Annotated in this window: 20 protein-coding genes and 1 riboswitch; of the genes, 12 read left to right on the plus strand and 8 right to left on the minus strand. The window is 37.6% G+C overall.

Features of this window, described 5'->3' with window-relative positions; genetic code table 11:
- Positions 1-83: 83 nt before the first annotated feature.
- Positions 84-284: a hypothetical protein gene (locus ACIGHG_RS12455; protein WP_090918513.1), complete on the plus strand. Its 201-nt coding sequence runs from the start codon at positions 84-86 to the stop codon at positions 282-284.
- Positions 285-324: 40 nt separating this feature from the next.
- Here ACIGHG_RS12455 and bcaP read toward each other — a convergent pair whose 3' ends face one another.
- On the minus strand, positions 325-1728 hold the full coding sequence (gene bcaP, locus ACIGHG_RS12460) for a branched-chain amino acid transporter BcaP (protein ID WP_396548672.1): 1404 nt from the start codon (positions 1726-1728) through the stop codon (positions 325-327).
- Positions 1729-1999: 271 nt separating this feature from the next.
- Between bcaP and ACIGHG_RS12465 the strand changes: the two genes are divergently transcribed.
- Positions 2000-3154 (plus strand): cation:proton antiporter, encoded by a 1155-nt coding sequence (locus tag ACIGHG_RS12465; RefSeq protein WP_396548674.1) that lies wholly within the window; start codon positions 2000-2002, stop codon positions 3152-3154.
- Positions 3155-3299: 145 nt separating this feature from the next.
- On the opposite strand, the gene ACIGHG_RS12470 is transcribed toward ACIGHG_RS12465, so the two are convergent.
- The gene (locus ACIGHG_RS12470) at positions 3300-4205 is read right to left on the minus strand and encodes a DMT family transporter (RefSeq protein WP_396548676.1); all 906 of its coding nucleotides are present in this window, start codon (positions 4203-4205) and stop codon (positions 3300-3302) included.
- A gap of 271 nt (positions 4206-4476) precedes the next feature.
- Here ACIGHG_RS12470 and ACIGHG_RS12475 point away from each other — a divergent pair, with 271 nt between their 5' ends.
- A complete protein-coding gene (locus ACIGHG_RS12475; RefSeq protein WP_090918506.1) occupies positions 4477-4932 on the plus strand; it encodes an Lrp/AsnC family transcriptional regulator in 456 nt (151 codons plus the stop codon).
- Between the two features lie 36 nt (positions 4933-4968).
- Here the strand turns inward: ACIGHG_RS12475 and ACIGHG_RS12480 are convergent, their stop codons facing one another.
- Positions 4969-6702 carry an SgrR family transcriptional regulator gene (locus ACIGHG_RS12480; RefSeq protein ID WP_336473819.1) on the minus strand — a complete coding sequence of 578 codons (1734 nt, stop codon included), beginning with the start codon at positions 6700-6702 and terminating at the stop codon, positions 4969-4971.
- A 105-nt stretch (positions 6703-6807) separates the two neighbouring features.
- Between ACIGHG_RS12480 and ACIGHG_RS12485 the strand changes: the two genes are divergently transcribed.
- The 3 genes from ACIGHG_RS12485 (at position 6808) to ACIGHG_RS12495 (ending at position 9639) form a co-directional block, all read left to right on the plus strand.
- Positions 6808-8058, plus strand: a complete 1251-nt coding sequence (locus tag ACIGHG_RS12485) for an MDR family MFS transporter (RefSeq protein WP_396548679.1) — start codon at positions 6808-6810, stop codon at positions 8056-8058.
- A gap of 273 nt (positions 8059-8331) precedes the next feature.
- On the plus strand, positions 8332-8877 hold the full coding sequence (locus tag ACIGHG_RS12490) for a GNAT family N-acetyltransferase (RefSeq protein WP_396548681.1): 546 nt from the start codon (positions 8332-8334) through the stop codon (positions 8875-8877).
- A gap of 216 nt (positions 8878-9093) precedes the next feature.
- On the plus strand, positions 9094-9639 hold the full coding sequence (locus tag ACIGHG_RS12495; RefSeq protein ID WP_336473816.1) for a GNAT family N-acetyltransferase: 546 nt from the start codon (positions 9094-9096) through the stop codon (positions 9637-9639).
- A 146-nt stretch (positions 9640-9785) separates the two neighbouring features.
- On the opposite strand, the gene ACIGHG_RS12500 is transcribed toward ACIGHG_RS12495, so the two are convergent.
- Positions 9786-10961, minus strand: coding sequence for an ABC transporter permease (locus tag ACIGHG_RS12500; RefSeq protein WP_396548684.1), 1176 nt, complete (start codon positions 10959-10961; stop codon positions 9786-9788).
- Positions 10962-11526: 565 nt separating this feature from the next.
- Entirely contained in the window at positions 11527-12945 is a 1419-nt protein-coding gene (locus ACIGHG_RS12505) for an amino acid permease (RefSeq protein WP_090918492.1), read from the minus strand.
- 132 nt (positions 12946-13077) lie between these two features.
- Positions 13078-13257, minus strand: a riboswitch (Lysine riboswitch).
- Between the two features lie 88 nt (positions 13258-13345).
- On the opposite strand from ACIGHG_RS12505, the gene ACIGHG_RS12510 reads away from it, so the two are divergent.
- Positions 13346-13852 carry a hypothetical protein gene (locus ACIGHG_RS12510; RefSeq protein ID WP_396548686.1) on the plus strand — a complete coding sequence of 169 codons (507 nt, stop codon included), beginning with the start codon at positions 13346-13348 and terminating at the stop codon, positions 13850-13852.
- A 58-nt stretch (positions 13853-13910) separates the two neighbouring features.
- Here ACIGHG_RS12510 and ACIGHG_RS12515 read toward each other — a convergent pair whose 3' ends face one another.
- From ACIGHG_RS12515 to ACIGHG_RS12525, 3 genes are all read right to left on the minus strand, one after another.
- Positions 13911-14096: a hypothetical protein gene (locus ACIGHG_RS12515; protein WP_336473813.1), complete on the minus strand. Its 186-nt coding sequence runs from the start codon at positions 14094-14096 to the stop codon at positions 13911-13913.
- Positions 14097-14365: 269 nt separating this feature from the next.
- Positions 14366-14551 (minus strand): hypothetical protein, encoded by a 186-nt coding sequence (locus ACIGHG_RS12520; RefSeq protein WP_336473812.1) that lies wholly within the window; start codon positions 14549-14551, stop codon positions 14366-14368.
- Between the two features lie 240 nt (positions 14552-14791).
- Positions 14792-16231 carry an NADP-dependent glyceraldehyde-3-phosphate dehydrogenase gene (locus ACIGHG_RS12525; RefSeq protein WP_396548689.1) on the minus strand — a complete coding sequence of 480 codons (1440 nt, stop codon included), beginning with the start codon at positions 16229-16231 and terminating at the stop codon, positions 14792-14794.
- Between the two features lie 690 nt (positions 16232-16921).
- Here ACIGHG_RS12525 and ACIGHG_RS12530 point away from each other — a divergent pair.
- The 5 genes from ACIGHG_RS12530 to ACIGHG_RS12550 all read left to right on the plus strand — a co-directional run bounded on the left by ACIGHG_RS12530 (position 16922) and on the right by ACIGHG_RS12550 (position 23300).
- Complete coding sequence (locus tag ACIGHG_RS12530) at positions 16922-18676, plus strand: ABC transporter ATP-binding protein (RefSeq protein ID WP_336473810.1); 1755 nt, start codon at positions 16922-16924, stop codon at positions 18674-18676.
- Positions 18673-20673, plus strand: a complete 2001-nt coding sequence (locus ACIGHG_RS12535) for an ABC transporter ATP-binding protein (RefSeq protein ID WP_396548691.1) — start codon at positions 18673-18675, stop codon at positions 20671-20673. Before ACIGHG_RS12530 ends, ACIGHG_RS12535 begins: the two co-directional genes overlap by 4 nt.
- Positions 20674-21043: 370 nt before the next feature.
- A complete protein-coding gene (locus ACIGHG_RS12540; RefSeq protein ID WP_336473808.1) occupies positions 21044-21850 on the plus strand; it encodes an amino acid ABC transporter substrate-binding protein in 807 nt (268 codons plus the stop codon).
- Positions 21837-22538: an amino acid ABC transporter permease gene (locus tag ACIGHG_RS12545; RefSeq protein WP_336473857.1), complete on the plus strand. Its 702-nt coding sequence runs from the start codon at positions 21837-21839 to the stop codon at positions 22536-22538. The genes ACIGHG_RS12540 and ACIGHG_RS12545 overlap by 14 nt, the downstream gene beginning before the upstream one ends.
- 27 nt (positions 22539-22565) lie before the next feature.
- A complete protein-coding gene (locus ACIGHG_RS12550) occupies positions 22566-23300 on the plus strand; it encodes an amino acid ABC transporter ATP-binding protein (protein ID WP_396548694.1) in 735 nt (244 codons plus the stop codon).
- The last annotated feature ends 78 nt before the right edge of the window (positions 23301-23378 follow it).

The raw sequence follows: 23378 nt of genomic DNA on the forward strand, positions 1-23378 counted from the left end.
GGCGGCGACTTGTATGTTGGAAAGTCAAGTTGGATTTATATATGTTAAAATAGAATAGAGATTGTGTATAAGGAGCGGATGATGTGTCGAATCGAAAGATAAAACAAATTCTTGAGTATATATGGGTTGGTATCGTGCTCCTAGTCGGATATAAATTTTTGGGAGATAAAAGCCTGTGGATGCTTTTTTTAATAACCTTTGTATTAGGAGGACTAGGAGCATTGTTTATTAACTTTTTCTTTGATAGTATGGAATCTTGGAAAAAGAAGAAAGAACAGAAGTGAAGACGTAAGCAAGCTCACTAAGGATAGCGAGCTTGCTTTTTTACGCTTCTTTTTTCTCATCGTTTGACTTAGAAAGAATTAAATGACTGTTTCGTTTTGAGTAGAAAAAGTATACACATAAACCAATTGTTAGCCATATTCCAAAGCTAATCCACGTTTCTTTTGACAGGTTGAACATCAAGTATAGACAACAGCAAATTGCAATGATCGGTAAAATAGGGACAAATGGGACTCGAAATGCTCGTGGTAAGTCTGGGTGTGTTTTTCGTAGAATCAATACTGCAAAGCAAACGAACGTGAATGCTGTTAATGTACCGATACTTACAAGGTTTGCAAGCATGTGTAAATCTAATAAACCAGCAAGTGCCGCAGCGCCAATCCCCATAATCCATGTGTTTACTAAAGGAATTTTGAATTTTTGATTTACGCGAGATAATGCTTTTGGCAGTAGTCCATCACGGCTCATCGCATAGGAGACGCGGACTTGTCCATACATAACGACAAGAATAACGGTTGTCATCCCCGTCATTGCCCCTACAGCTAGTAAACTAGCAACTGTATCTTCACCAACAAACCTTAATGCATAAGCAACTGGATCTGATACGTCTAGTTGTGTGTAAGGAACCATCCCTGTTAATACAAAAGAAACGATGATATATAGTACGGTACAAATAAGAAGAGAGCCAATAATTCCAATTGGCAGGTCGCGCTGCGGTTTCTTTGTTTCTTCAGCAGCAGTTGCAATCGCATCAAAGCCTAAAAAGGCAAAGAATACAGTTGCGGCTCCGGCAATAATTCCGTCGTAACCAAATGGTAGAAACGGTGTCCAGTTTTCTGGTTTTACATATTTTGCGCCGGCAACGATAAAAGCAATAATGACGGCTAATTTAATTAATACCATAATATTATTTATACGTGCGCTTTCACGAATGCCTCTACCTAAAAGTAATGTAATAAAAAGGATAATGAGAACAGCTGGTAAATCAATGAGCCCTCCTTTTCCTATACCAGGGGCCGAAGCGATCGTGGCCGGGAGTTTGATTCCAAACCCAAGCAGTAGTGATTGTAAATAACCAGACCAACCAACGGCAACTGCAGCAACTGCGAGTAAATATTCAAGCATTAAACACCAGCCGACGATAAAAGCGACAATTTCTCCAACGGTCATATAAGCATATGTATAAACGCTTCCTGAAATCGGAATAGAAGAGGAAAACTCAGCATAGCAAAAAGCAACGCATGCACAAGTAAAGGCAGCGATGAGAAACGATAGCATAATAGCAGGACCAGCGTGCTTTGCCGCAACAATACCGGTTAAAACGAAAATGCCTGTCCCAATCACAGCTCCAATGCCTAAAAAGGTTAAATCAAGGGCACTTAATGTTCGATTCAGCTGACGTGGTGCTTCGGTCGTAAGGGGTTTCTTTCGTAAAAGTGTTTTCAAATTCAAATCTCCTCTCCGTAAAATGGTGGTCTTTCTTACTTCCGCTAGAAAACGGGATAGACACAACTGCGAGGTTTCGTAGCACCTGAAAGAACGAAGTAGAGAGTCAAGATTGTATGACATATAAATACAATGGAGAATGGTGCAGTTGTACTTTTTGGAATAAATATGTAATTTTACTTGTGAATTTATCATATTTCAGAATATTTTGTCAATAAAAACTGTAACAAATAAAACGACACAATTAAGCGAACACTACAGTAAGAAACGAATGCATTTTTACGTAGGAGAAGATATCATGTTATTTTATTTTGAACTTGTCGTCATTTTACTTTGTACAAAACTGGCCGGTGATATTAGCGTACGGCTTGGACAACCATCTGTATTAGGAAAGTTAATAATCGGGATTGTAATTGGTCCGGCAATGCTTGGTATTATTAATAGTTCTGAGCTAATTGATGAATTGAGTGAAATTGGTGTATTGCTTCTTATGTTTATGGCTGGGCTTGAAACAGATTTAGAGGAATTAAGCCGTAATCTTACATCATCCTTTGCTGTGGCGATAGGGGGAATTATCTTTCCGTTTGTCGGCGGATATGTTGGTGGTCTTTTGTTTGGGATGGTGCAGGCGCATGCGATTTTTTTAGGGCTACTTCTTTGTGCGACTTCTGTTAGTATTTCCGTGCAAACATTACGAGATTTAGGAAAAATGAATACGAGGGAAAGCATAACGATTTTAGGAGCAGCTGTATTTGATGACGTGATCGTTGTTATATTACTAGCATTTGTAATGAGTTTTCTCGGGGCGCAAGATGTGAACGTAACGATTGTCATTGCGAAGAAAGTCATCTTTTTTGTTACAATTTTTTTTATTAGTTGGAAAGGTGTTCCGTTTATTATGAAAATGTTATCGCCGCTTCGTGTTTCAGAATCATTAATTAGTGCGGCGCTCATTATTTGCTTTTCCTTTGCTTATTACAGTGAAATGATGGGGATCGCCGGGATTATCGGAGCGTTTGCAGCCGGAATTGCCATTTCTCAAACTACATATAAGCATGAAGTAGAACATAAAATTGAACCAATTGCATATGCAATTTTTGTTCCTATCTTTTTCGTGAGTATTGGGATGGAAATTACGTTTCAAGGATTAGGGAATCAAATATGGTTTATTATCATTATGACCGTTATTGCTATATTAACAAAATTAATCGGCTCAGGACTTGGAGCCCGGTTAACAGGATTTGATTTACGTTCATCCATTAGTATTGGAGCAGGAATGGTATCAAGAGGAGAAGTAGCACTCATTATTGCTTCAAACGGATTGACTGCCAATTTATTAGCGAAAGAGAGTTTTACATCCATTGTTATCGTTGTTATTTTGACGACAATTATTACGCCGCCATTGCTTAAGAAGTATTTTGTGTGAGAGCTGGCAAAGGCATCTATGTGCCTTTGCCAGCTCAAGTTTTGTATCGATTATCGGCGATTTTCGCAATATATCGACCGTTCTTTAGAATATATCGGCGATTCGACACGACAAAAAGACTCTTCGACAATGTTTGGCATACTTCTTAATGAGTCTTTGCCAAGCGGGTCGATGTATATGAAGTGGTACTAGATTTAAAGTGTGAAAATAAGTAACAGCCACCAATCACAATCATACTTCCGACGATTTGAATCCACGTCATCTGTTCTCCTAATAAGAGAAACGCTAAAATAGCAGTGAAAATCGGGTTGAAATTCAAGAAAATACCAGCTGTAGTCGCCCCTAATTTTTGGACGCCGATATTCCAGAAAACCATACATAACACAGTTGAAATTACACCTGTGTACAGGATAGATCCTAAGAACGAAGCGTTTACATTTGAAATAGTGAAATCAGAGATATTAAAGGGAATCAATATGATAATACCAAAGATACCAGAATATAAAGTAGACATCATTGGCGTTGTCTTTTTCGTTGCCCATCTACTGCAAACAGAATAAATGCCCCATACGCATACCGCGGCCATCATCCACCAATCACCGATATTAAAATGTAAGGAAAACAGTGCATCTATTTTTCCTTTTGAAAGAACAAGCGTAACGCCAAAAAAGGAAATAATCATCGATGTGATTTGCCATATATTTATTTTTTCTTTTAAAAATAGCGCTGAACAAGCAGCGATAGAAATCGTATTTAACGTAGAAATAAGTCCAACATTTGTTGCTGATGTATGCTCTAACGCCCAAAATTGAAATATGTTAAAGAAAACAACACCAGTAACTCCCATTAGAAATAAAGGAAGAATTGCCTCTTTCGGCGGGAATAGTTTCTTTTCTTTCAGCCAAACAATGGGGAAAAGGCAAATGACTGCAATGCCCCAGCGAAGAGTCGTAAGTGTCATCGGCGAAGCGTGCCCGACAAGAGATTTTCCCACAACGAAATTTCCGCCCCACAATAGGCTTGTGATGAGTAATAAAATAACATAAGGCATAATACGAGTTAGCTCCTTTTACAAGAAAGTAGGGCTTGCGCATTGCCCGTTTGATGAAAGAAAGCCACTGTGCACGGTGGTGTAATATATATACTTTAAACTATGTAAATTGTAGCATTTTTCTTGTTTGTCATATATGTTATTTTGTATAATTAATAAAATTCGAAATAATATAAAGTGATTATGCTATTTTGCGAAATGTTGTTCATTTTAAGTGCGGTTGTTATGTGTTTTCGCGAATAATCGTTTGCTTTGAAAAGGGAGATTGGAAATGGAACGGTTAGATGATTTAGATGTTCAAATTTTAAATGTGCTGCAACAAGAAGGGCAGCTGAGCAATGCGGAGGTTGCAAGACGCGTTAATCTTTCACCGCCAGCTACGCACGCACGGGTGAAACGATTAGAAAACGAAGGATTTATTAATCGGCAAGTAGCTATTTTAAATCAAGAGAAACTTGGATTTGACTTATTATGCTTTATTTTTGTTAGTACAAATATTCATCAAGCAGAGAAGCTTGAAGTGTTAGAGAAAGCGATGCGCGAAATGCCAGAAGTATTAGAATGTCATTGTTTAACGGGGGAGTATGATTATATTTTAAAAGTGGTGCATCGCGATCGAAATGAACTGGAACGTTTTATTCGTAAATTAAATATGCTCGGCATTACGAGAATTCAAACGAGTTTAGCGCTAAGAGAGATTAAGTATTCTACTGTGTTGCCTTTGTAAAGCGAAAAAGAAGGCGGAGCTGTTTAGCTCCGCCTCTTATGCATGAGGACGAATCCACAGTTTCGCAAAGTCCGTCCACCCGAACGAATCGATGGTGACATTTTGCAAGGCGGATGGGAAACTTCTTCTTTTTAAGACATGGTAGTAAAAGATAAGAAGATACTGGTCACTAAGAAGTTTTTCGATTGTAGATATGAAGTCATATCGTTTTTCTTTACTTGGCTCTGCTATAAAGCGGTCAAGCATGCTTTCAATTTGCTTATGATAATGCGGATGTCTAAAACGATGAACAAAGCAGCTTTTATTTTTAAAGATATGTAGAAAAGCCATTTCAAGATTAGCGTCGAGCACTTCTCCTGTTAAAATGATATCAGCTTGCTTGGCAATCTCTTTGTTAAAGTAATCAGTGACTGGAAAGGGATGAAGCTGTAAACATATGCCGAGTGGTTCACATCGTTTTTGTAACCAGATTGCATCGTACTCGCTACCTTTAACCGCAAAGAAATAGATGTGTAGCGTCTCTCCGTTATATGTACTTTGTTGCAGGTATTCTTTCGCTTTCGATAAAGATGTTTCTTTATGCATTGTACGGCTTTTATCGGGAAAGAAGCTATAAGCTGGCATTGTACGATTATCACCAAGATCTTGGATTAACGATAAGGGATCCATGATTTCTGCCCACGCTTTTCGGAAGTAGATATCATGCTGCGGGCCGTTTTTTTGAAAGTTAAATGCTGCGTATATACAGCCAATTTCTTCTGTTTCCACCGCCTTTTCTTCTTTACACCCCATGTTCGGTAATTCGTAATTTGTTCGTATTTTTGACTGCTTTGGAACAAACCAAAATTCAATCTGATCAAGGAGTGCCCGCTCTTTAAAATAATCTGGAAATGCTTCTAAAATAATATGATCTTCGGTAAGACTTTTTATTTTAAAGGGACCTGTGCCAATATACTGGTGATTTTGGATCATTACATCATGCGGTAAAATGGATAATTGCACAGAGCTTACGTAATGTAGAAAAAATCGATTTGGTTTTCGTAAATGAAAGATAACTTGCAGAGGAGATGGATTGTCTATTTTCGCAATTCCCTCTGTTAACCAGTCAAAAGGAGATTGAACGGTCTGTAACCTTTCAAAGGAGAAGATTACATCTTTTCCTGATAATGTTTGCCCGTGATGAAAACGAACACCTTTACGCAGGTAGAATGTCCAAGTAAGTTGATTATCGCTTACTTCCCACGTATGTGCCAAATGCGGCTCAATTTCGTCCGTTTTCTCGTTATATTTCACTAATGTATCAACGAGTTGGCTAATAAGATGACTTTCTGTTGTCACAGCTGCAAAAGCTGGATCAATGGGGAGTAATTTTCGATTATATGGAATTTTTAGCACATCATACAGATCATCTGAAGTTGTATATCCAAAATAAGTATTTAATCGTTCTTCTATTTGTTCTTTCAGTAAAAAAGGCAACGGTTCTTTCAATAGAAGGAAAACTTCTTTTAACTTCTCATTTTTTAAAAGTTCTTCAACATGCGGCAAAATCGCTTCTGTAAATGTATGAAGAAAGTGAATTTCCGTTTTATTTCCTCGGCCTCTTCCTGGTATCCAGTCAATCAGTTTTTCTTCACTCATTTTCTTCAGTAAAATCTTCACATTTTTTGTACTGCAAAATAAAATAGCGGCCAGTTCTTGGAGACTATTTTGAATATGCTGTTCATTTGGAAAGGAAAGTCTTAGCCGAATATAGTGGTCCATAATTTTCATGTTATACAGCTCCTTTTTCTAAAAGGGGAAACTCTTCAGAATATTTTAACCTTTTTCTTCCTCTTTTTCAAAGTAAAATGAAGAAACAGAAGGAGGAGGGAACAAATGGGATTTTGGTCAATGCATCGCAACATTAAAATTAGAATTATTACATCCTTTTTAACTCGAACAGTAGGAACGATGATTTTTCCATTTATGGCAATTTACTTTTCCATAAAATTAGGAGCGGCATTAGCGGGATTCTTATTGTTATTGAATGTAATTGCGTCGCTTATTGTTGGTTTATATGGCGGCTATATTGCCGATACATTAGGACGGAAAAAGGTCATGATTATCGGACAGGTGATTCAAGTCATTTCTATTGCTTGCATGGGAGTTGTGAACTCAGACTATATAGATTCAGCTTGGCTTACATTTGTATTTTTACTGATCAATAGCATCGGTTCTGGCGTGATGAATCCAGCAACAGAAGCAATGCTAATTGATGTAAGTACACCGGAAAACCGAAAAATGATGTACAGCATTAATTACTGGGCAATCAATTTATCGATTGCGATCGGTGCGATTTTCGGCGGACTTCTCTTTGAACATTATCGTTTTCAATTATTTATGCTGCTGACAGGTATTGCATTATTAACACTGTATTTAATTACAGTTTACATGGAAGAAGTATATGTCGTTCAAAAGAAAGTAGAAAAGAAAAACGTATTAACAGATATGGTGAGCAATTACCGAGTAGTCGTGAAAGACAAGGCATTTATCGTATTATGTTTAGGAAGTATATGCGCATTATCATTAGAGTTTCAAATTAATAACTATATCGGTGTCCGTCTGCAAAAAGAATTTGAAACGATAACATTTTCACTTTGGAACGGAAATAGTTTTGACTTAACAGGGATTCGGATGCTAAGCTGGATCTCCACTGAAAATACAGTACTAGTCGTTTTATTTTCAGCGCTTATGGTAAAAATCATGAATCACTTTGAGGACCGGAAAGTACTGTATACAGGTTTATTTATCTATACAATTGGATTTACGATATTTGGAGCAAGTAACAGTCTATGGGTTTTATTACTCGCAGGTTTGTTCCAAACAATTGGAGAAATGATGTATGTGCCAGTCAGCCAATCGATTCGGGCAGATATGGCAAGAGACGATGCGAGAAGTTCTTATATGGCCATAAACGGCATGGTCTTTCAAATCGCAAAGATGGTAGGAACGCTTGGCATTATGATTGGTTCCGTTATTGCATCTTGGGGGATGAGTATCTTGTACTGCTTCATAGGAATTAGTAGTATTGTCTTATTTAAGAAAGCAGTTGATATGTATCATCGTCAAGGGGAGAAGATAGGATAATGAGAAGGCTGCTTGTTTTATTAACCTTTCTATTATATTAAAGTAAGTGTGAAAGATAGAAGATATGTATATAAGCTAAAAAAACGACATAAAACCCCTTTCTTTTAGGGGAGGACAAGAGCATCTGGCCGCGCATGGAGCGGTCAGGGCCTTTTCCTGCCACATGCAAGGTTTGAAACAAAAGAGCGGGTCGGTAGCGAGCGTGTTGTATTCTGCATAGCGGTGAATTATGTGTCGAAACATTAAAACAGATTTATATAGGAGATAATTATAATGAAAATTAGCCCAAAAGAATTTTATAGTCGTAATATACGTTATATGATTAGGTCAGCAATGGAAGAAGATGCAAAAAATTTATCTGAAGTACGATTACAAATAGATGGCGAAACAGAGAATTTAGATAGAGAAAAAGGCGAAGCATACATAGATGAAGCTGGTTTTAAAAAAATCATTAAAGAGGATACAGACAGTGTGAGTAATCTATTTTTAGTAGCTGAAGTGAATGGAAGAATTGCAGGTTTTTCAAGGTGTGAAGGGAACAAATTGAAAAGAACATCTCATAAAGTAGAATTTGGTGTCTGCGTATTACAAGAGTATTGGGGATACGGTATTGGAAAGAACTTCTTAACAGAATCCATCAATTGGGCAGACTCGCATGGAATTAAGAAAATCACTTTGAATGTTCTTGAAACGAACGATAAAGCGAAAAGTCTTTATGAAAGATACGGTTTTGAAGTAGAAGGGATTTTAAAAAATGATAGAATTTTATCGGATGGAAATTACTATAATACTATTTTGATGGGAAGATTTAATGGGTAAAGTGTTATATATAAATATAAATTGAAACCCGATATAAAACTTAGGGGAGGGCGAGAGCGTCTGGCCGCGCATAGGAGCGGTCAGGGCCTTTTTCTGCCACATGCGAGGTTTGAAACAAAAGGAGCAGGCCAGTAGTGGGCATGTTGTATTCTACATAGTAGCGATTTGTATGTTAAAAAATCAAAGTGAATATATATAGAACAAGGAAGTGGGAGAATGTTTCCTATTTTAAAAACAGAAAGACTAATTTTGAGAGAACTAATAGAAGATGATGCACAAGGAATATTGAATTGCTTTTCAAATGAGGATGTATTACGTTACTACGGACAAAATCCATTAACAGATCTAGAACAGGTTGAAAATATAATTAGGAATTTTTCAAATAACTATAAAGAAAAACGTGGGATAAAATGGGGAATTCAAATAAAAGAAACAGAAGGAATTATTGGAACGATTGGATTTCATGACTGGTCTTTCGAACATAAGAGAGCGGAAATCGCTTATGCCCTTTTACCTGAACACTGGGGAAAAGGGTATGCCGCTGAAGCAGTTTTAAAAGTTATATCATACGGATTTCATGAGCTACATTTAACTCGGATTGGAGCAGTTGTTTTTACAGAAAATAAAGCATCTAATGTACTACTAACAAAATTAGGCTTTCAAAAAGAAGGCGTTCTTAGAAATTATATATATCAAAATAATGTTGCATATGATACGAACGTTTACTCCTTGCTTCCAACTACTGCCTATACTCGGAATTAAGTTTATCGGCGATTTTCACGATATATCGGTGCAAATGATGTATTTATCGGCGGTTTTTCTAATATATCGGCGATTCGACAGGGAATAAAGACCCTTCGGCAATGTTCGAAATAAAAAGAATCCATTGTGATCAAAATGGATTCTTTTTATTTCAGTAAAATAACCCCGAAAAAGAACAAAAACTGTATAAAACTCACTATATAGATAAACGTCATAAAAGCCCGCTTTCGCTCTACAAGTGAAACTGGATACAATGCTACAATACTATTTCCTGAAAAATAATTCCAAAGAGCACGAAGTTGTAAAAATGATATGTATAGGAAACATAACGTGACGATTCCTTTTCCAATAAAGGTGGGAATGTAGTAGGAAAGAAAGCCTCCTACTAAAGTTAATCGTATATACATACCAAAGTAATCGTTAGTACGTACAAAGGATAAACTATACAAATATAAAAAAGGAGATTGTTTTTTATACAAGATTTGTTCAATCCAGGTGGTGAGCCACTTTCTTTGTTTGACTTGTTGTTTAATTTGCGGTACATCTGTAAAGAAATGTACAAATTGATAAAAGCGCATGTCCATTTGTTCTTCTTGCTCTATTAAATATTCCCAATGAATGTGCCTTTTTTGTTTGTTCATCGTATATAAAAATAAGAGCGTTATGACAAGGAGTATACTTCCTACAACCGTAATGGAAGAGAATTGAAATATTGTATATGTAATAGCTGCATTGCAGAATATCCGAATAAGTAACCAGTATGAAGCAAAGTCTGTATTTCTATATGTCCAATGTATGTACATATTCCACCACTTTATAAAAGCAAGAATGACAAAGACTCCGCATAAAAAAGCGGGAGTTGTATGTAATGATTGCTGGGCAAGAGGTGTAATGATGAGTACCGCGCATGATAATGGAAAGAGTTGCATGATATAGCTATATAAAAGAGAACGCTTAACATAATAGGCTAGTTTTTCCTCTATCGGCAATAGATATAGGATATCTGGCTTTTGTAAAAATGTTCGAATGGGAGAACGAGTGAGTATAACCGTAAGTAAAATCATCACAATGGTTAATGCAACAGACTCAGATGGAAAGGAACGAAGAAATTTTGCATAATAATAGCCGCCAGCGCCAAGAAGAATAAGGAAGCTATAAACTAGACCACTTACAATACGAGCAAAGTACATCGTGATTTTTTGTAGATGTTGCTGAAAACGATTCGTCCAAAGTGTTTCGATTGTCACTATAGCCACCTCTATATTGTAGATTGTTACGATTTGAAATATATGAACAGGTCTTCGAAGCGACTCAATACCCATTTTTTCGAAAATGTTCTAGTCTTTTATTTTTCTGTTTTCCTTTTTTAGGTATGTGTTCGGTTGTCATGCATAGGCTTGCTGCAATATACATGCAATTAGCTATTATTAATACCATTATAGGCAAAGACATAATAGGTAAAGTAGGGAAGACAGCTAAACACATAAGAGATGGGCGGTTTAGAATAATCGCGAATAAGACAAAAATTGTCGATATGAGCAGGCAGGAAAGAGCTATTATCATTTCCATATTTAAATAAAATTTGCGAATACACACAGTTAAATTGAGAACGCATCCAAGAATCCCTAATAAATATCCTATAATGTGCACAACACTTCTCTTTTTGAAAACTTGTAACATGTTGCAAATACTCCTTATTCCTTTTTCTGTTATTTTATCATATGCACATCACGATATCATGGGTGAATTTGGAAAATATCTTTTGTTTTAATACCGCACGTGGCAGAAAAAGGTCCTGACCGCTACCACACACGGCCAGATGCTCTCGTCCACCCTAAAGAAGAGGTTTTCTTTCTTTATATGTACATAAAAAAGCAAGCTACCTTTTTAGGCAACTTGCTCGTTTTGTTTCTCTTTTTTCTCATCACGTTTCATTAATGGATAGAATGCAAATCCGACGATAAATAATCCAATGCCAAGCAGGAATGTTTTCACATCAGAAGATCCTGTTTTAATAACCCATAGTGCATAAATAAGTGCAATAGCCGCAATGATTCCATCTATGATACGAGAACCTTTTTGATTTTCGTATGTTTCACCTGTCATAACAAGTTTAAGCTGGAAGATTGGTGAAACGAGATATGGAATTAAGTAGGCAAGTGTTGAAACGGTAATAACAAATGTATACGCCTCGGCAATTGTCCCGGATAGTGTTGAGAATAGGAACACTTGCGACATAATGTTTGTTATACGAAGCGAATAAATCGGGCTCCCTTTTTTATTTGTTTTTGTAAAGAAAGATGGAAAGAATCCTTCTTTTGCTGCTTGATATGGTACTTCTGAACTTAATAAAACCCAACCTAGGATGGATCCAAATAAAGAAGTAAGTGCAAGCAGCGCCATTAATTTTCCGCCGCCATGTCCCATTGCTGCAGATAATGCATCTGCTAATGGTCGTTCAGATGCTTGTAGTTTATCGACATGAAGAACGCCCATTGTTAAGATTGTAATTCCTAAATAGATACCAACTGTTAATAGTAAGCCAGTAACAGTTGCGCGTTTTACTGTTTTTGGTGAAACAGCACGGTTTGATAATAAGACAGCTGACTCGATGCCGATAAAGGCCCAAAGTGTTGTTAGGGCAGCTAAGTTTACTTGTGATAATAGTCCGTGTGAAACGCCTTCTTTATCAATAATCGGTGTATACCATTGTCCAAGTTTAGATGCTTGGAAGGCAAATAACGTTACCACAATGAAGAGAAGGAATCCTGTTACTTTCGTTGTTGTTGCAAGGAAGTTCAATTTCCCAGCACCGTTTATGCCGTTCGTTAAAATCATATGTGTCCCCCACAGTAAAAGGGTACAAATAGAGAACGTAATTAGTTTTCCAACTTCAATGTTGAACGTTCCGATTGAAAATAATACATGCGTATCTTTCATAATTGGGAAAAAGAGCGATAAATAACCAGCAAATGATGTAATGATCGCTACGTTACTTGCCCAGTTTGCAACCCAGTAGCCCCATACGATGCTAAAACCCGCCATTTTTTTCGTTTTTTGTGAAGAAAAGAGTGCATAAGCATGACTTTGCGGACCTGTTGTTAAATCGGGACGACGAATTGCTAAATTACCGAAAACAAGAGCTAACATTAACACGCCAAATCCTGTCGTTAACCAAGCTAATGTAACACCAAGAGGACTAGCTGTTTGTGCTAATGTACTCGGAACCATGAAAATACCAGCTCCGACCATATTTCCAACTACAAATGCAGTGAGTACCCAAAAACCCCATTTTTTTTGTTGCATAGAAACTACCTCCAAAATTAGTATAACCAAGTCAAGCGAGGAGATATGTATGTGTTTGAAGTTCCAAACAAAACAAAAAAGCGCGTATATGTTCACGCGCTTCTCAATCTTATTAAGAAACCCACGGACATATCTCTCGATAGCTCTCCACAAGCAAACAGCTTGTGACAGTCCTGCACTTATTCAATGCAGACCCAGCAAAAAAGCGTTGTGGATACTTCTTGCTTCGGCAATTATTCCTTTCAGATTTGTTCAGCGATGCCACACATCTCCCAAATCATACTATTAATAATTGCAACCTCTACCTCACCGAGATACGAATGAGGATTTATATATAAAGTTAACATAACCAAGGGTAACAAATGGATTTTTATTCGTCAATGCAAATAAATATAATCAGATGATTGAGATAATAAAGTATGTTTTAAATAATGAAACAACTTATGGATTTGCATCATACAATATGTATATAAAAGAAGGAGAAAGTGCAGCTTTTATCATGAAGAGCACTTTATTTGAGAGGGATAAACGGATGGAGAGCTGGTTAAAGAGAAACTGTTTTATATGTGGAAAGGAAATGTACAGGTGTGAAAAACCGGATCCGATAGAGGAGCTAAAAAAACAAAATGAAGAACTCGCAGCTTCTTTAGAACAATGTATGAGGTTACTCTATAATATACAAACGAATGTAAGTAAAAAAACAGAAAAGAGTGCATTACCTCCTCTTTTTTCGTTAGGAGATAAGATAGAAGTATTTGACGGGGAAACAAGTACAGAAGGGATCTTTATTGAGTGTACAAATGAATGGTTATATTGGATTAACGTAGATTATGATTTAACCATTAGTCATATAAAAAGTGTAAAGCGTATTATAAAAAAAGAGTCTATTCAAAAAGGGTATGTATAACTCTTTTTGAATAGGCCCAGTATCTTTTTGTGAAAGGGTTAAATAATTTTATAGGTAATTAGGAAACTTTACGAATGCTAATTGTATCTAAACTTGTAATGTTAATATTTGCAAAGCTATCCACCCAGATTAAGAAGTTGTTGTCTACACGAATGAAAACACCTTGAGCGTCAATTTCATTTCCTGCTGAAAAAACGCGAATTTTATCGCCTTCTACTAAGCCGTTTAATCTTGATACTGCCATGAGTCCGCCTCCTCTCTATCAGAAGTTAATATATATATATGAAAATGTTAGAGAGTGTGTGCGAGAGAGAGGTAGTACTAGCAACCATTTTTATAGAGTTACATTACATGCAATACTGTTATTTTCTCACACGTCATAGATTCAAAATTCTTACGAATAGTTTGTGCATCGTTAATCTGAACAGAGTCTATTCAAAAAGGATTAATATAACTCCTTTTGATATAGACCCAGTGTCTTTTTGTGAAAGTGTAAAACAATTTTATAGGTAATTAGGAAACTTTACGAACGCTAATTGTATCTAAGCTTGTAACGTTGATATTTGCAAAGTTATCAACCCAAACTAAGAAGTTGTTTTCTACGCGAATGAAAACGCCTTGACCGTCAATTTCACGTCCTGCTGAAAACACACGAATTTTGTCGCCTTCCACTAGGCCGTTTAATCTTGATACTGCCATAAGAACGCCTCCTCTCTATCAGAAGTTAATATATATATATGAAAATGATATAGAGTGTGTGCGAGAGAAATATAGTGCTAGCAACCATTTTTATAAAATATAAAAAGAAGTAGAAATTATTTTCTACTTCTTTTTACTTTGTTTTTTTGTTTGAAACCTCGCAAGTGGCAGAAAAAAGCCCTGACCGCTACTATGCATGGCCAGGTGCTCTCGCCCACCTAAAAAAGAGGTTTTCTGTCTTTACATCAAATTCAATACTGTTACTTTCTCGCGTGTCATAGATTCAAGGCTTTTACGAATACCTTGTGCGCCCATACCAGAACCTTTTACACCGATGAATGGGAAGTGATCTGGGCCGCGCTCAGTGCGTCCGTTAATTTGAACAGAGCCTGTTTCAATTTTGTTTGCGATGTGAAATGCTTTGTTAATATCTTTTGTAAATACACTTGCTTGTAAACCAAACTCAGATTTGTTTGCAATTTCAATTGCTTGTTCGTCAGAAGAAACGCGAATGACTGGAAGAATCGGACCGAATGGCTCTTCCCAAGCGACTTTCATATCTTCCGTTACATGATCAAGAAGTGTTGGATAGATTAAGTTACGCTCACGTTTGTTGCCGATGACAACAGTTGCACCTTTTTGCACTGCATCGTCTACTAAACTTTGAACGAAATCAGCAGATTTATCATCGATTAATGGTACGATCGTGCTGTCTTGTTCCGGAGAACCAACAGATAACTTTGCAATTTCATCTTTTAATAAGCGAACAAGTTCATCTGCTACATGTTCATGTACAAGTACGCGTTTAATCGCTGTGCATCGTTGACCGGAGTAAGAGAATGCCCCGCTAATAATATGTTTGGCAGCTTCTTGTAAGTCTGCGTCCTCGCGTACAATACCAGGATCTTTTCCGCCAAGTTCAAGGACAAGTGGGATCATTGCCGCTTTTTTCGCTAAATGCGTTCCTGTGTGTGTACCACCTGTGAACGATACCATATCGATGCCAGAATGCTCTACTAAGTAATCACCAATGACAGAACCACGTCCTGTTACTACGTTAACAAGTCCTTTTGGAAGGCCTGCTTTATGCAAGGCTTCAATCATTTTAATACCGCTAATTGCACCTTGTGTAGCCGGTTTAAAGATAACGGCGTTTCCTGTAATAAGGGCCGGTGCAAGCTTGGCAGCTGCTAAGTTGACAGGATAGTTAAATGGTGAGATGGCAAGAACGACGCCAAGCGGAGCGCGCTGAATAATTGCAAGTTTAGATTTAGCGCCGCCAGGGAAGCTGTCACCCATCATACTTTCACCATGCATATGCATAGCTTCATCTACTGTGTAACGAATGAAATCAGCTGTACGAACAACTTCTTTTTGTGCATCTTTATATCCTTTGCCGACTTCTTTCATGATGATATCGGCAATTTCATCTTGCATATTCACGAGCTCATCAGCCCATTTATATAAATATTGTGCACGATCTTGAAGAGACGCTTCGGACCAGTCTTTTTGAGCTTCTTTCGCCAATTGAATCGCTTCATCTACTTCCGTGCGAGTAATTGCCTGTACTTGTCCGATTACTTCATGAAGATATGGAGATGAAATGTCGATTGTTTGCCCTGAAGAGCTTTCTTTCCATTCTCCATTTATATAAAATTTATACGTATTGCTAGTTGTCATTGCTAAGTCCTCCTAAAAATTAGTGACTTGTAAGAGTGAGTATATGGTGATTGTATGAGCTTTGAAAAAAAATTTCAAATGAAATGTTTGTGAAATCTATTTTTGGCATGGTTTTTGCATTTGCTTTCTTCATTATGAAATAAGGCTCTGTTAAAGAATTATTAACCGATCAACTCGTTTTGCTAACCGTTATATTATTATTACGATGTTTAATACTTTATCGAATTTATTCAAAATCAACATTTTTATTTAACAGATCTTAAAATAAAAAAATAATTGACAGAAAAGTCTTTAAAGTTATACAATTAAAAATGGAAAATAAAAGAAGAAGGAGGTGCGCGTGATGATTGTAATCGTATATATGAATGGCTTAGGTGTTTTACACAATAAATATCATCACGCAACCTCTACGGACAAATAACGCTTCTTGTTAGTTTAAAAAGAAAGCGTACGTTGCGTGTGCCGTGACGTACGCTTTTATGCGTTTTTCGCATATCGTTAAAGCGACGGTATGCCTTTTTTTGTCCCTTTTTTTAGATTGTTCCTATACATTTGTATAGTTTCAATAATTCATTTTAGAAAGGTAGGAATGACGATGGAAAAGTATGAGGTGCGTATGGTAAAAACGGAGACGCTAGATAGCGGATAACGAGCCTATGTTTATACAACAACGAGAAGGGAGAGGTTACATTGTTTTCTGTATTACAAAAATTAACATGGTTTTTTAAAATGCATTGGAAAAGGTATAGTATTGCCATTGGTTGTTTACTTATTGTCAATGTCGTTGAGGTGATCCCGCCAAAGTTAATTGGATTAGCAATTGATGATATAAAAGCTGGGGATTTAACAAATGCGGGGATTATGAAATATGTAGGAATGTTGCTCGGGGCAGCAGCCGCCGGTTATATACTTTCTTATGTGTGGCAATATCAGTTATTTGGCGGTGCATTTGTGCTTGAAAAAACGATGCGTTCCAAATTTATGGGACATTTGCTGAAGATGACGCCAACTTTCTATCAGAAAAACCGTACAGGTGATTTAATGGCAAGAGCAACGAACGATTTGAAGGCAATTGCCATGACAGCTGGATTTGGTATTTTAACGCTCGTTGATTCGAGTTTATATATGCTGACAATTGTACTTATGATGGGTATTTCAATTAGTTGGAAGTTAACATTTGCTGCATTACTACCGCTGCCGATTATGGCGTATGCAGTGAGTGCTTATGGAAAGAAATTACATGAGCGCTTTACAGTTGCTCAAGATGCATTTGGAGATATGAATGATAAAGTGCTGGAGTCGATTGCTGGTGTACGTGTGGTTCGCGCTTATGTACAGGAAAGAGAAGATGAGAAGCGCTTTAATACGTTAGTGACAGATGTATATGCAAAGAATATGAAAGTCGCAAAAATTGATTCGCTTTTTCAACCGACAGTGAAGATGCTTGTTGGGATGAGTTATTTAATTGGCCTTGTGTACGGAGCGTTTTTAGTATTTCAAAACGAGGTAACACTTGGAGAACTTGTATCGTTTAATGTGTACCTTGGTATGATGATTTGGCCGATGTTTGCAATTGGTGAGCTGATTAACGTGATGCAGCGCGGGAATGCTTCACTTGATCGTGTAAATGAAACGTTAGCATATAAGCAAGATGTACAAAACGTAAAGAAACCACTTCGCGTACATCAGCCAGATTGTATTGATTTTGAAGATGTATCTTTTTCATATCCGACATCTTCTACGCTAAATTTAAAAAACGTTTCGTTTTCGCTTAGCAGAGGAGAAACGCTTGGGATTGTTGGGAAAACAGGGAGCGGAAAAACGACGCTCGTTCGGCAGCTTCTGCGCCAGTATCCGCTCGGAACAGGGGAAATTACAGTGTCAGGTATACCGCTGCAAAACATTCACATTGATCAAGTATTAAGCTGGGTTGGATATGTTCCGCAAGAACACATTCTGTTTTCAAAAACAGCGCGGGAAAATATTTTATTTGGTAACCGAGAGGCAAGTGAAGAGGAGCTGCAAAAGGCAATTGAAATTGCTGCTTTTACGAAAGACTTGGAATTTTTGACGGATGGACTAGAAACGCTTGTTGGAGAAAAAGGTGTATCGCTATCTGGCGGGCAAAAACAGCGTATTTCCATTGCACGTGCAGTCATTCAAAACCCAGAAATTTTAATTTTAGACGATTCATTATCAGCGGTTGATGCAAGAACGGAAGCCGCAATTATTGAAAATATCAGGAAAGAACGAAGCGGGAAAACGACGATTATTACGACGCATCGTTTATCCGCAACGCAGCATGCGGATTGGATTCTCGTGATGGATAATGGTGAAATCATTGAAGAAGGAACGCATGACATGCTGATTCAAAAGGGCGGTTGGTATACAGAACAGTTTGAAAGGCAACAAGGGGAAATCGTAGAAGGCGAGGTGAAAATATGAGTGTTGGAAAACGATTATTTCAATATGCGATGAAAGTAAAAGCAACGATTGGAATTGCTTTAGCAATGTTATTTATTTTCGTTATTGCGGAATTAGCTGGGCCGTTTGTGGCAAAAACGATGATTGATGAACATATTGTTGGTGTTGAAAAACCTTGGTATGAAACAGTAAAAGGAGATGATGCTGTTTTTTATCACAACACTTGGTATAAACGAAGCGATCGATTTGAAGCAGGTGAGCAGAAAGGAAAAGAAGCGCGCATTGTTCAAATTGGCCGCGACTATTATTTTATTCCTAACAAACTTTCACTTGAAGGAACGCGGTCTGTAAAAGGAGATATGGTGACGATTCAGAAAGGGGAAGCTGCGCAAGTCTATAAAGGAACGAAGCTGACAGGGAAAGAAGTTTTCTCGTTTTATCAGCCAGAAATAAAACGACTACTTATACTCGGAAGCGGCTATTTAGCACTATTACTTGTTGTGTCTCTCTTTGCGTATGGAAAACAATTTTATTTACAAAAAGCAGCGAATAAAATTATTCAAATTATGCGAGAAGACGTGTTTTCTCACATTCAAACATTACCGATTCGCTACTTTGATCATTTGCCGGCCGGGAAAATTGTTTCTCGTGTGACAAATGATACGGAGGCGATTCGCGAACTATATGTAACGGTATTATCGACATTCTTTTCTAGCTTTATTTATATTATTGGTATTTTTGTTGCCTTGTTCTTATTGGATGTAAAGCTTGCTTTTATGTGTTTAATCCTTATTCCAATTTTATGTGTGTGGGCGATTTTTTATCGAAAATATGCAGCTGCATACAATCATAAAATGCGCTCACGCTTGTCGGACATTAATGGAACAGTGAATGAATCCATTCAAGGGATGCCAATCATTCAAGCGTTTCGTCAAGAGCACAGGGCAAAACAAGAATTTGAACAATTAAATGAAGAGTATTATATGTACCAAAATAAAATTTTAAGTTTAAATGCAGCGACGTCTCATAACTTAGTTGGTGTACTCCGCAACATTGCATTTACAGGTGTGATTTGGTACTTTGGCGGCGCATCATTAAGTGCAGCAGGAGTGATTTCATTAGGTGTGTTATATGCGTTCGTTGATTATTTAACGCGATTATTTTCGCCGATTACAAATATGGTGAATCAGTTAGCAAACTTAGAGCAAGCGCGCGTTGCTGCAGAGCGTGTATTTGAATTGCTAGATGAAAAGGGAGAAGCGGTGCAGGAAGAGCACATTCCGTCGATAAGAGGAAATGTTCGTTTTGATAACGTTTCGTTTTCTTATAACGGGAAAGATGAAGTGCTGCGAAATATTTCCTTTGAAGCAAAGCAAGGGGAAACAATTGCGTTAGTCGGGCACACCGGATCGGGAAAAAGTTCGATTATGAATGCACTCTTTCAGTTTTATGAATTTCAAAAAGGCAGCATCACAATTGATGGACACGATATAAAAGAAGTGCCAAAACAAGCGCTTCGCGAACATATGGGAATTGTACTGCAAGATCCATTTCTATTTACAGGAACAGTTGCTTCCAATGTAAGTTTAGAGCAAGAACGAATTTCGAAGGAAACGATTGTGAAAGCGCTGCGTGATGTTGGTGCAGAGCGTTTTGCTGGTAACATTGAGGAAGAAATAACGGAAAAAGGAAGTACGCTTTCAACAGGTGAAAGGCAGCTCATTTCTTTTGCCCGGGCCCTTGCCTTTGATCCAGCTATTTTAATTTTAGATGAGGCAACATCCAGCATTGATACGGAAACAGAGGCAATGATTCAACAGGCGCTCGAAGTCGTGAAAAAAGGGCGAACGACATTTATTATTGCCCACCGTTTATCAACAATTAAAAGCGCTGACCAAATTATCGTACTAGACCGCGGAACGATTCTTGAGAAGGGCTCACATGAGGAGTTGATGGAAAAGCAAGGTCGTTACTATGAAATGTACAAAACGCAAATTGCAGGTAGTCAAAGTGCATAGTGTTCACGGAATGTTCAGATAATTTTAAAACAATGTTTACAAGTAGGACGTATTCTCCCTTTGGTTATATGATACGTTGAACGAAAGGGGGAATAGAAATGGAGGAATTATCAGTTACCTTTAACATTGCGTTCTTTTTGTTATTATGCGGAATGATTGGATATTGTGTGTTAGATTCTTAAAGAACTTGCCAGGGTGGCAAGTTCTTTTTTTGTGCCTGCCGATATATCCGCGATGTTCAACACGTTTGATTTTGAACGAAAAGGATACACTAAGTGAAAACATTTTAATTGAAAAATGTTGCAAGATTGAATAGAATAAGTTAATGTTATTCTTAAATTCCTATCAGAATACTTGGAGGATTGTCATCATGAAAAAATTACTTTCATTTTTCGTACTTGCACTACTGGTTGTGGGAGTTGTAGCAGGTTGCGGAAAACAAGAAAAAGATCATACAGCAGAGGGTACTAGCAAAGATGCGCTTGAGCAAATTAAGAAGAGCGGAGAGCTTGTTGTTGGTACAGAAGGTACATACCCGCCGTTCACATTCCATGATGAAAGTGGAAAGTTGACTGGGTTTGATGTTGAAATTGCAGAAGAAGTAGCAAAGCGTCTTGGCGTGAAAGCAGTATTTAAAGAAACACAATGGGATAGCTTATTTGCTGGGCTTGATGCAAAGCGTGTTGATATGATTGCGAACGAAGTCGGAATTCGTGAAGATCGCCAAAAGAAATACGACTTCTCTAATCCATACGTATCATCTTCAGCAGTACTTGTTATTCCAAAAGATAAAGACAAGCCAGCGAAATTTACAGATGTGAAAGGGTTAAAAGCAGCACAGTCTTTAACGAGTAACTTTAGCGACATTGCGAAGAAAAATGGTGCAGAAATCGTTGGGGTAGAAGGCTTTAACCAAGCGGTTGAATTATTAAACTCAGGCCGCGTTGATTTCACAATTAATGATCGTTTATCTGTGTTAAATTACTTAAAAACAAAACCGGATGCAAAAGTAAAAATTGTTGATACAGAAAAAGAAGCATCAAAAAGTGGTTTCATGTTCCGTAAAGGCAGTGACAAATTGGTTGCGGAAGTAAATAAAGCATTAGATGACATGAAAAAAGACGGCACTTACGACAAAATATCGAAGAAATGGTTTGGTGAAGATGTATCTAAGTAATGCTATATTGGATTTAGATCGATTATCTGTTTGGGTTGATATAACAAAAGCATCCTTTATGCCTATGCTGAAGGGTGCTCTTTTCAATACGATACCGCTGACATTGATTACATTTATAATTGGTTTGGCGTTAGCGACGTTAACAGCGCTATGCCGCATTTCTGGAAATCGTGTGTTAGAATGGATTGCACGCATCTATGTATCTATTATTCGTGGTACACCGCTTCTTGTTCAGTTATTTATTCTTTTTTATGGGTTGCCAACGATTGGAATTACAATTGATTCGTTCCCAGCAGCGATTATTGGATTTTCGTTAAATGTCGGAGCGTACGCTTCAGAAATTATTCGCGCTTCGATTTTATCGATTCCGAAAGGGCAATGGGAAGCTGCGTATACAATTGGTATGTCGTACCCGCAAGCACTGCGCCGCGTTATTTTGCCGCAGGCAACGCGCGTTTCAATTCCACCTCTTTCTAATACATTTATTAGTTTGATTAAAGACACATCGCTGGCGTCATTAATTTTAGTAACAGAAATGTTTCGAAAAGCACAGGAAATTGCAGCGACAAACTATGAATTCTTAATCGTTTATACAGAAGCAGGACTGATTTACTGGGTCATTTGTTTCTTATTATCGATTGTACAGCAAATGCTGGAAAAACGGACAGAGCGTTATATTTTAAAATAATCCTTGTTAAAAGGAGTTTTTGTTTCTATGATTTCAATTCAACATTTACAAAAAAGTTTCGGTGATAACACCGTTTTGCAGCAAATTGATATGAACGTAGATAAAGGTGAAGTCGTTGTGATTATTGGGCCTTCTGGTTCGGGGAAGACGACATTGCTTCGTTGTCTAAACGTATTAGAAACGCCGAATAGCGGTGTCATTCGTATCGGTGATGAAACACTTGATTTTTCGAAAAAAGTGACGAAGCAGGGTATTGTGAATTTGCGCACGCAAACAGGTATGGTGTTTCAGCATCACAATTTATTCCCGCATTTTACAGCTCGTGAAAACGTAATGGAAGGCCTTGTCACGGTAAAGAAGGTTTCAAAAGAGAAGGCAAAAGAAAGAGCAGAGTACTTTCTAAGAAAAGTGGGACTCGGTGATAAAATGGATTTATATCCATTTCAGCTTTCAGGTGGACAGCAGCAGCGCGTAGGGATTGCACGTGCGCTGGCGATGGAGCCGCAAGTCATTTTATTTGATGAACCGACATCAGCGCTTGATCCTGAACTGGTGCAAGAAGTGCTAAAAGTAATGCGCGAACTTGCACAGGAAGGGATGACGATGGTCATTGTTACGCATGAGATGCGCTTTGCACATCAAATTGCAAACCGTGTTATTTTTATGGATGGCGGTGTCATTGTCGAGCAAGGAACACCGGAAGAAGTGTTAGTACATCCGAAAGAAGAGCGTACGAAGAAGTTTTTACAAATGCTGCAGTAATATATAGATTTATTTTGATTTTTCAACATCCGAGTTGCTGTTATGTAAAACAAAAAGTGATATGCACTTGCTTGCTCT

This window comes from Bacillus sp. NPDC077411, from assembly GCF_044543425.1.
GTDB classification, from domain to species: Bacteria; Bacillota; Bacilli; order Bacillales; family Bacillaceae_G; genus Bacillus_A; species Bacillus_A bruguierae.

Excerpts from the sequence above, each read along its gene's own strand:
- ACIGHG_RS12510 (WP_396548686.1), top strand. The coding sequence starts at position 13,346 with ATGATTGAGATAATAAAGTATGTTTTAAATAATGAAACAACTTATGGA.
- ACIGHG_RS12525 (WP_396548689.1), bottom strand. The coding sequence starts at position 16,231 with ATGACAACTAGCAATACGTATAAATTTTATATAAATGGAGAATGGAAA.
- ACIGHG_RS12550 (WP_396548694.1), top strand. The coding sequence starts at position 22,566 with ATGATTTCAATTCAACATTTACAAAAAAGTTTCGGTGATAACACCGTT.
- ACIGHG_RS12465 (WP_396548674.1), top strand. The coding sequence starts at position 2,000 with ATGCATTTTTACGTAGGAGAAGATATCATGTTATTTTATTTTGAACTT.
- ACIGHG_RS12500 (WP_396548684.1), bottom strand. The coding sequence starts at position 10,961 with ATGGGTATTGAGTCGCTTCGAAGACCTGTTCATATATTTCAAATCGTA.
- ACIGHG_RS12545 (WP_336473857.1), top strand. The coding sequence starts at position 21,837 with ATGTATCTAAGTAATGCTATATTGGATTTAGATCGATTATCTGTTTGG.
- ACIGHG_RS12540 (WP_336473808.1), top strand. The coding sequence starts at position 21,044 with ATGAAAAAATTACTTTCATTTTTCGTACTTGCACTACTGGTTGTGGGA.
- ACIGHG_RS12520 (WP_336473812.1), bottom strand. The coding sequence starts at position 14,551 with ATGGCAGTATCAAGATTAAACGGCCTAGTGGAAGGCGACAAAATTCGT.
- ACIGHG_RS12480 (WP_336473819.1), bottom strand. The coding sequence starts at position 6,702 with ATGAAAATTATGGACCACTATATTCGGCTAAGACTTTCCTTTCCAAAT.
- ACIGHG_RS12505 (WP_090918492.1), bottom strand. The coding sequence starts at position 12,945 with ATGCAACAAAAAAAATGGGGTTTTTGGGTACTCACTGCATTTGTAGTT.
- ACIGHG_RS12495 (WP_336473816.1), top strand. The coding sequence starts at position 9,094 with ATGTTTCCTATTTTAAAAACAGAAAGACTAATTTTGAGAGAACTAATA.
- ACIGHG_RS12475 (WP_090918506.1), top strand. The coding sequence starts at position 4,477 with ATGGAACGGTTAGATGATTTAGATGTTCAAATTTTAAATGTGCTGCAA.
- ACIGHG_RS12515 (WP_336473813.1), bottom strand. The coding sequence starts at position 14,096 with ATGGCAGTATCAAGATTAAACGGCTTAGTAGAAGGCGATAAAATTCGC.
- ACIGHG_RS12490 (WP_396548681.1), top strand. The coding sequence starts at position 8,332 with ATGAAAATTAGCCCAAAAGAATTTTATAGTCGTAATATACGTTATATG.
- ACIGHG_RS12485 (WP_396548679.1), top strand. The coding sequence starts at position 6,808 with ATGGGATTTTGGTCAATGCATCGCAACATTAAAATTAGAATTATTACA.
- ACIGHG_RS12470 (WP_396548676.1), bottom strand. The coding sequence starts at position 4,205 with ATGCCTTATGTTATTTTATTACTCATCACAAGCCTATTGTGGGGCGGA.
- ACIGHG_RS12535 (WP_396548691.1), top strand. The coding sequence starts at position 18,673 with ATGAGTGTTGGAAAACGATTATTTCAATATGCGATGAAAGTAAAAGCA.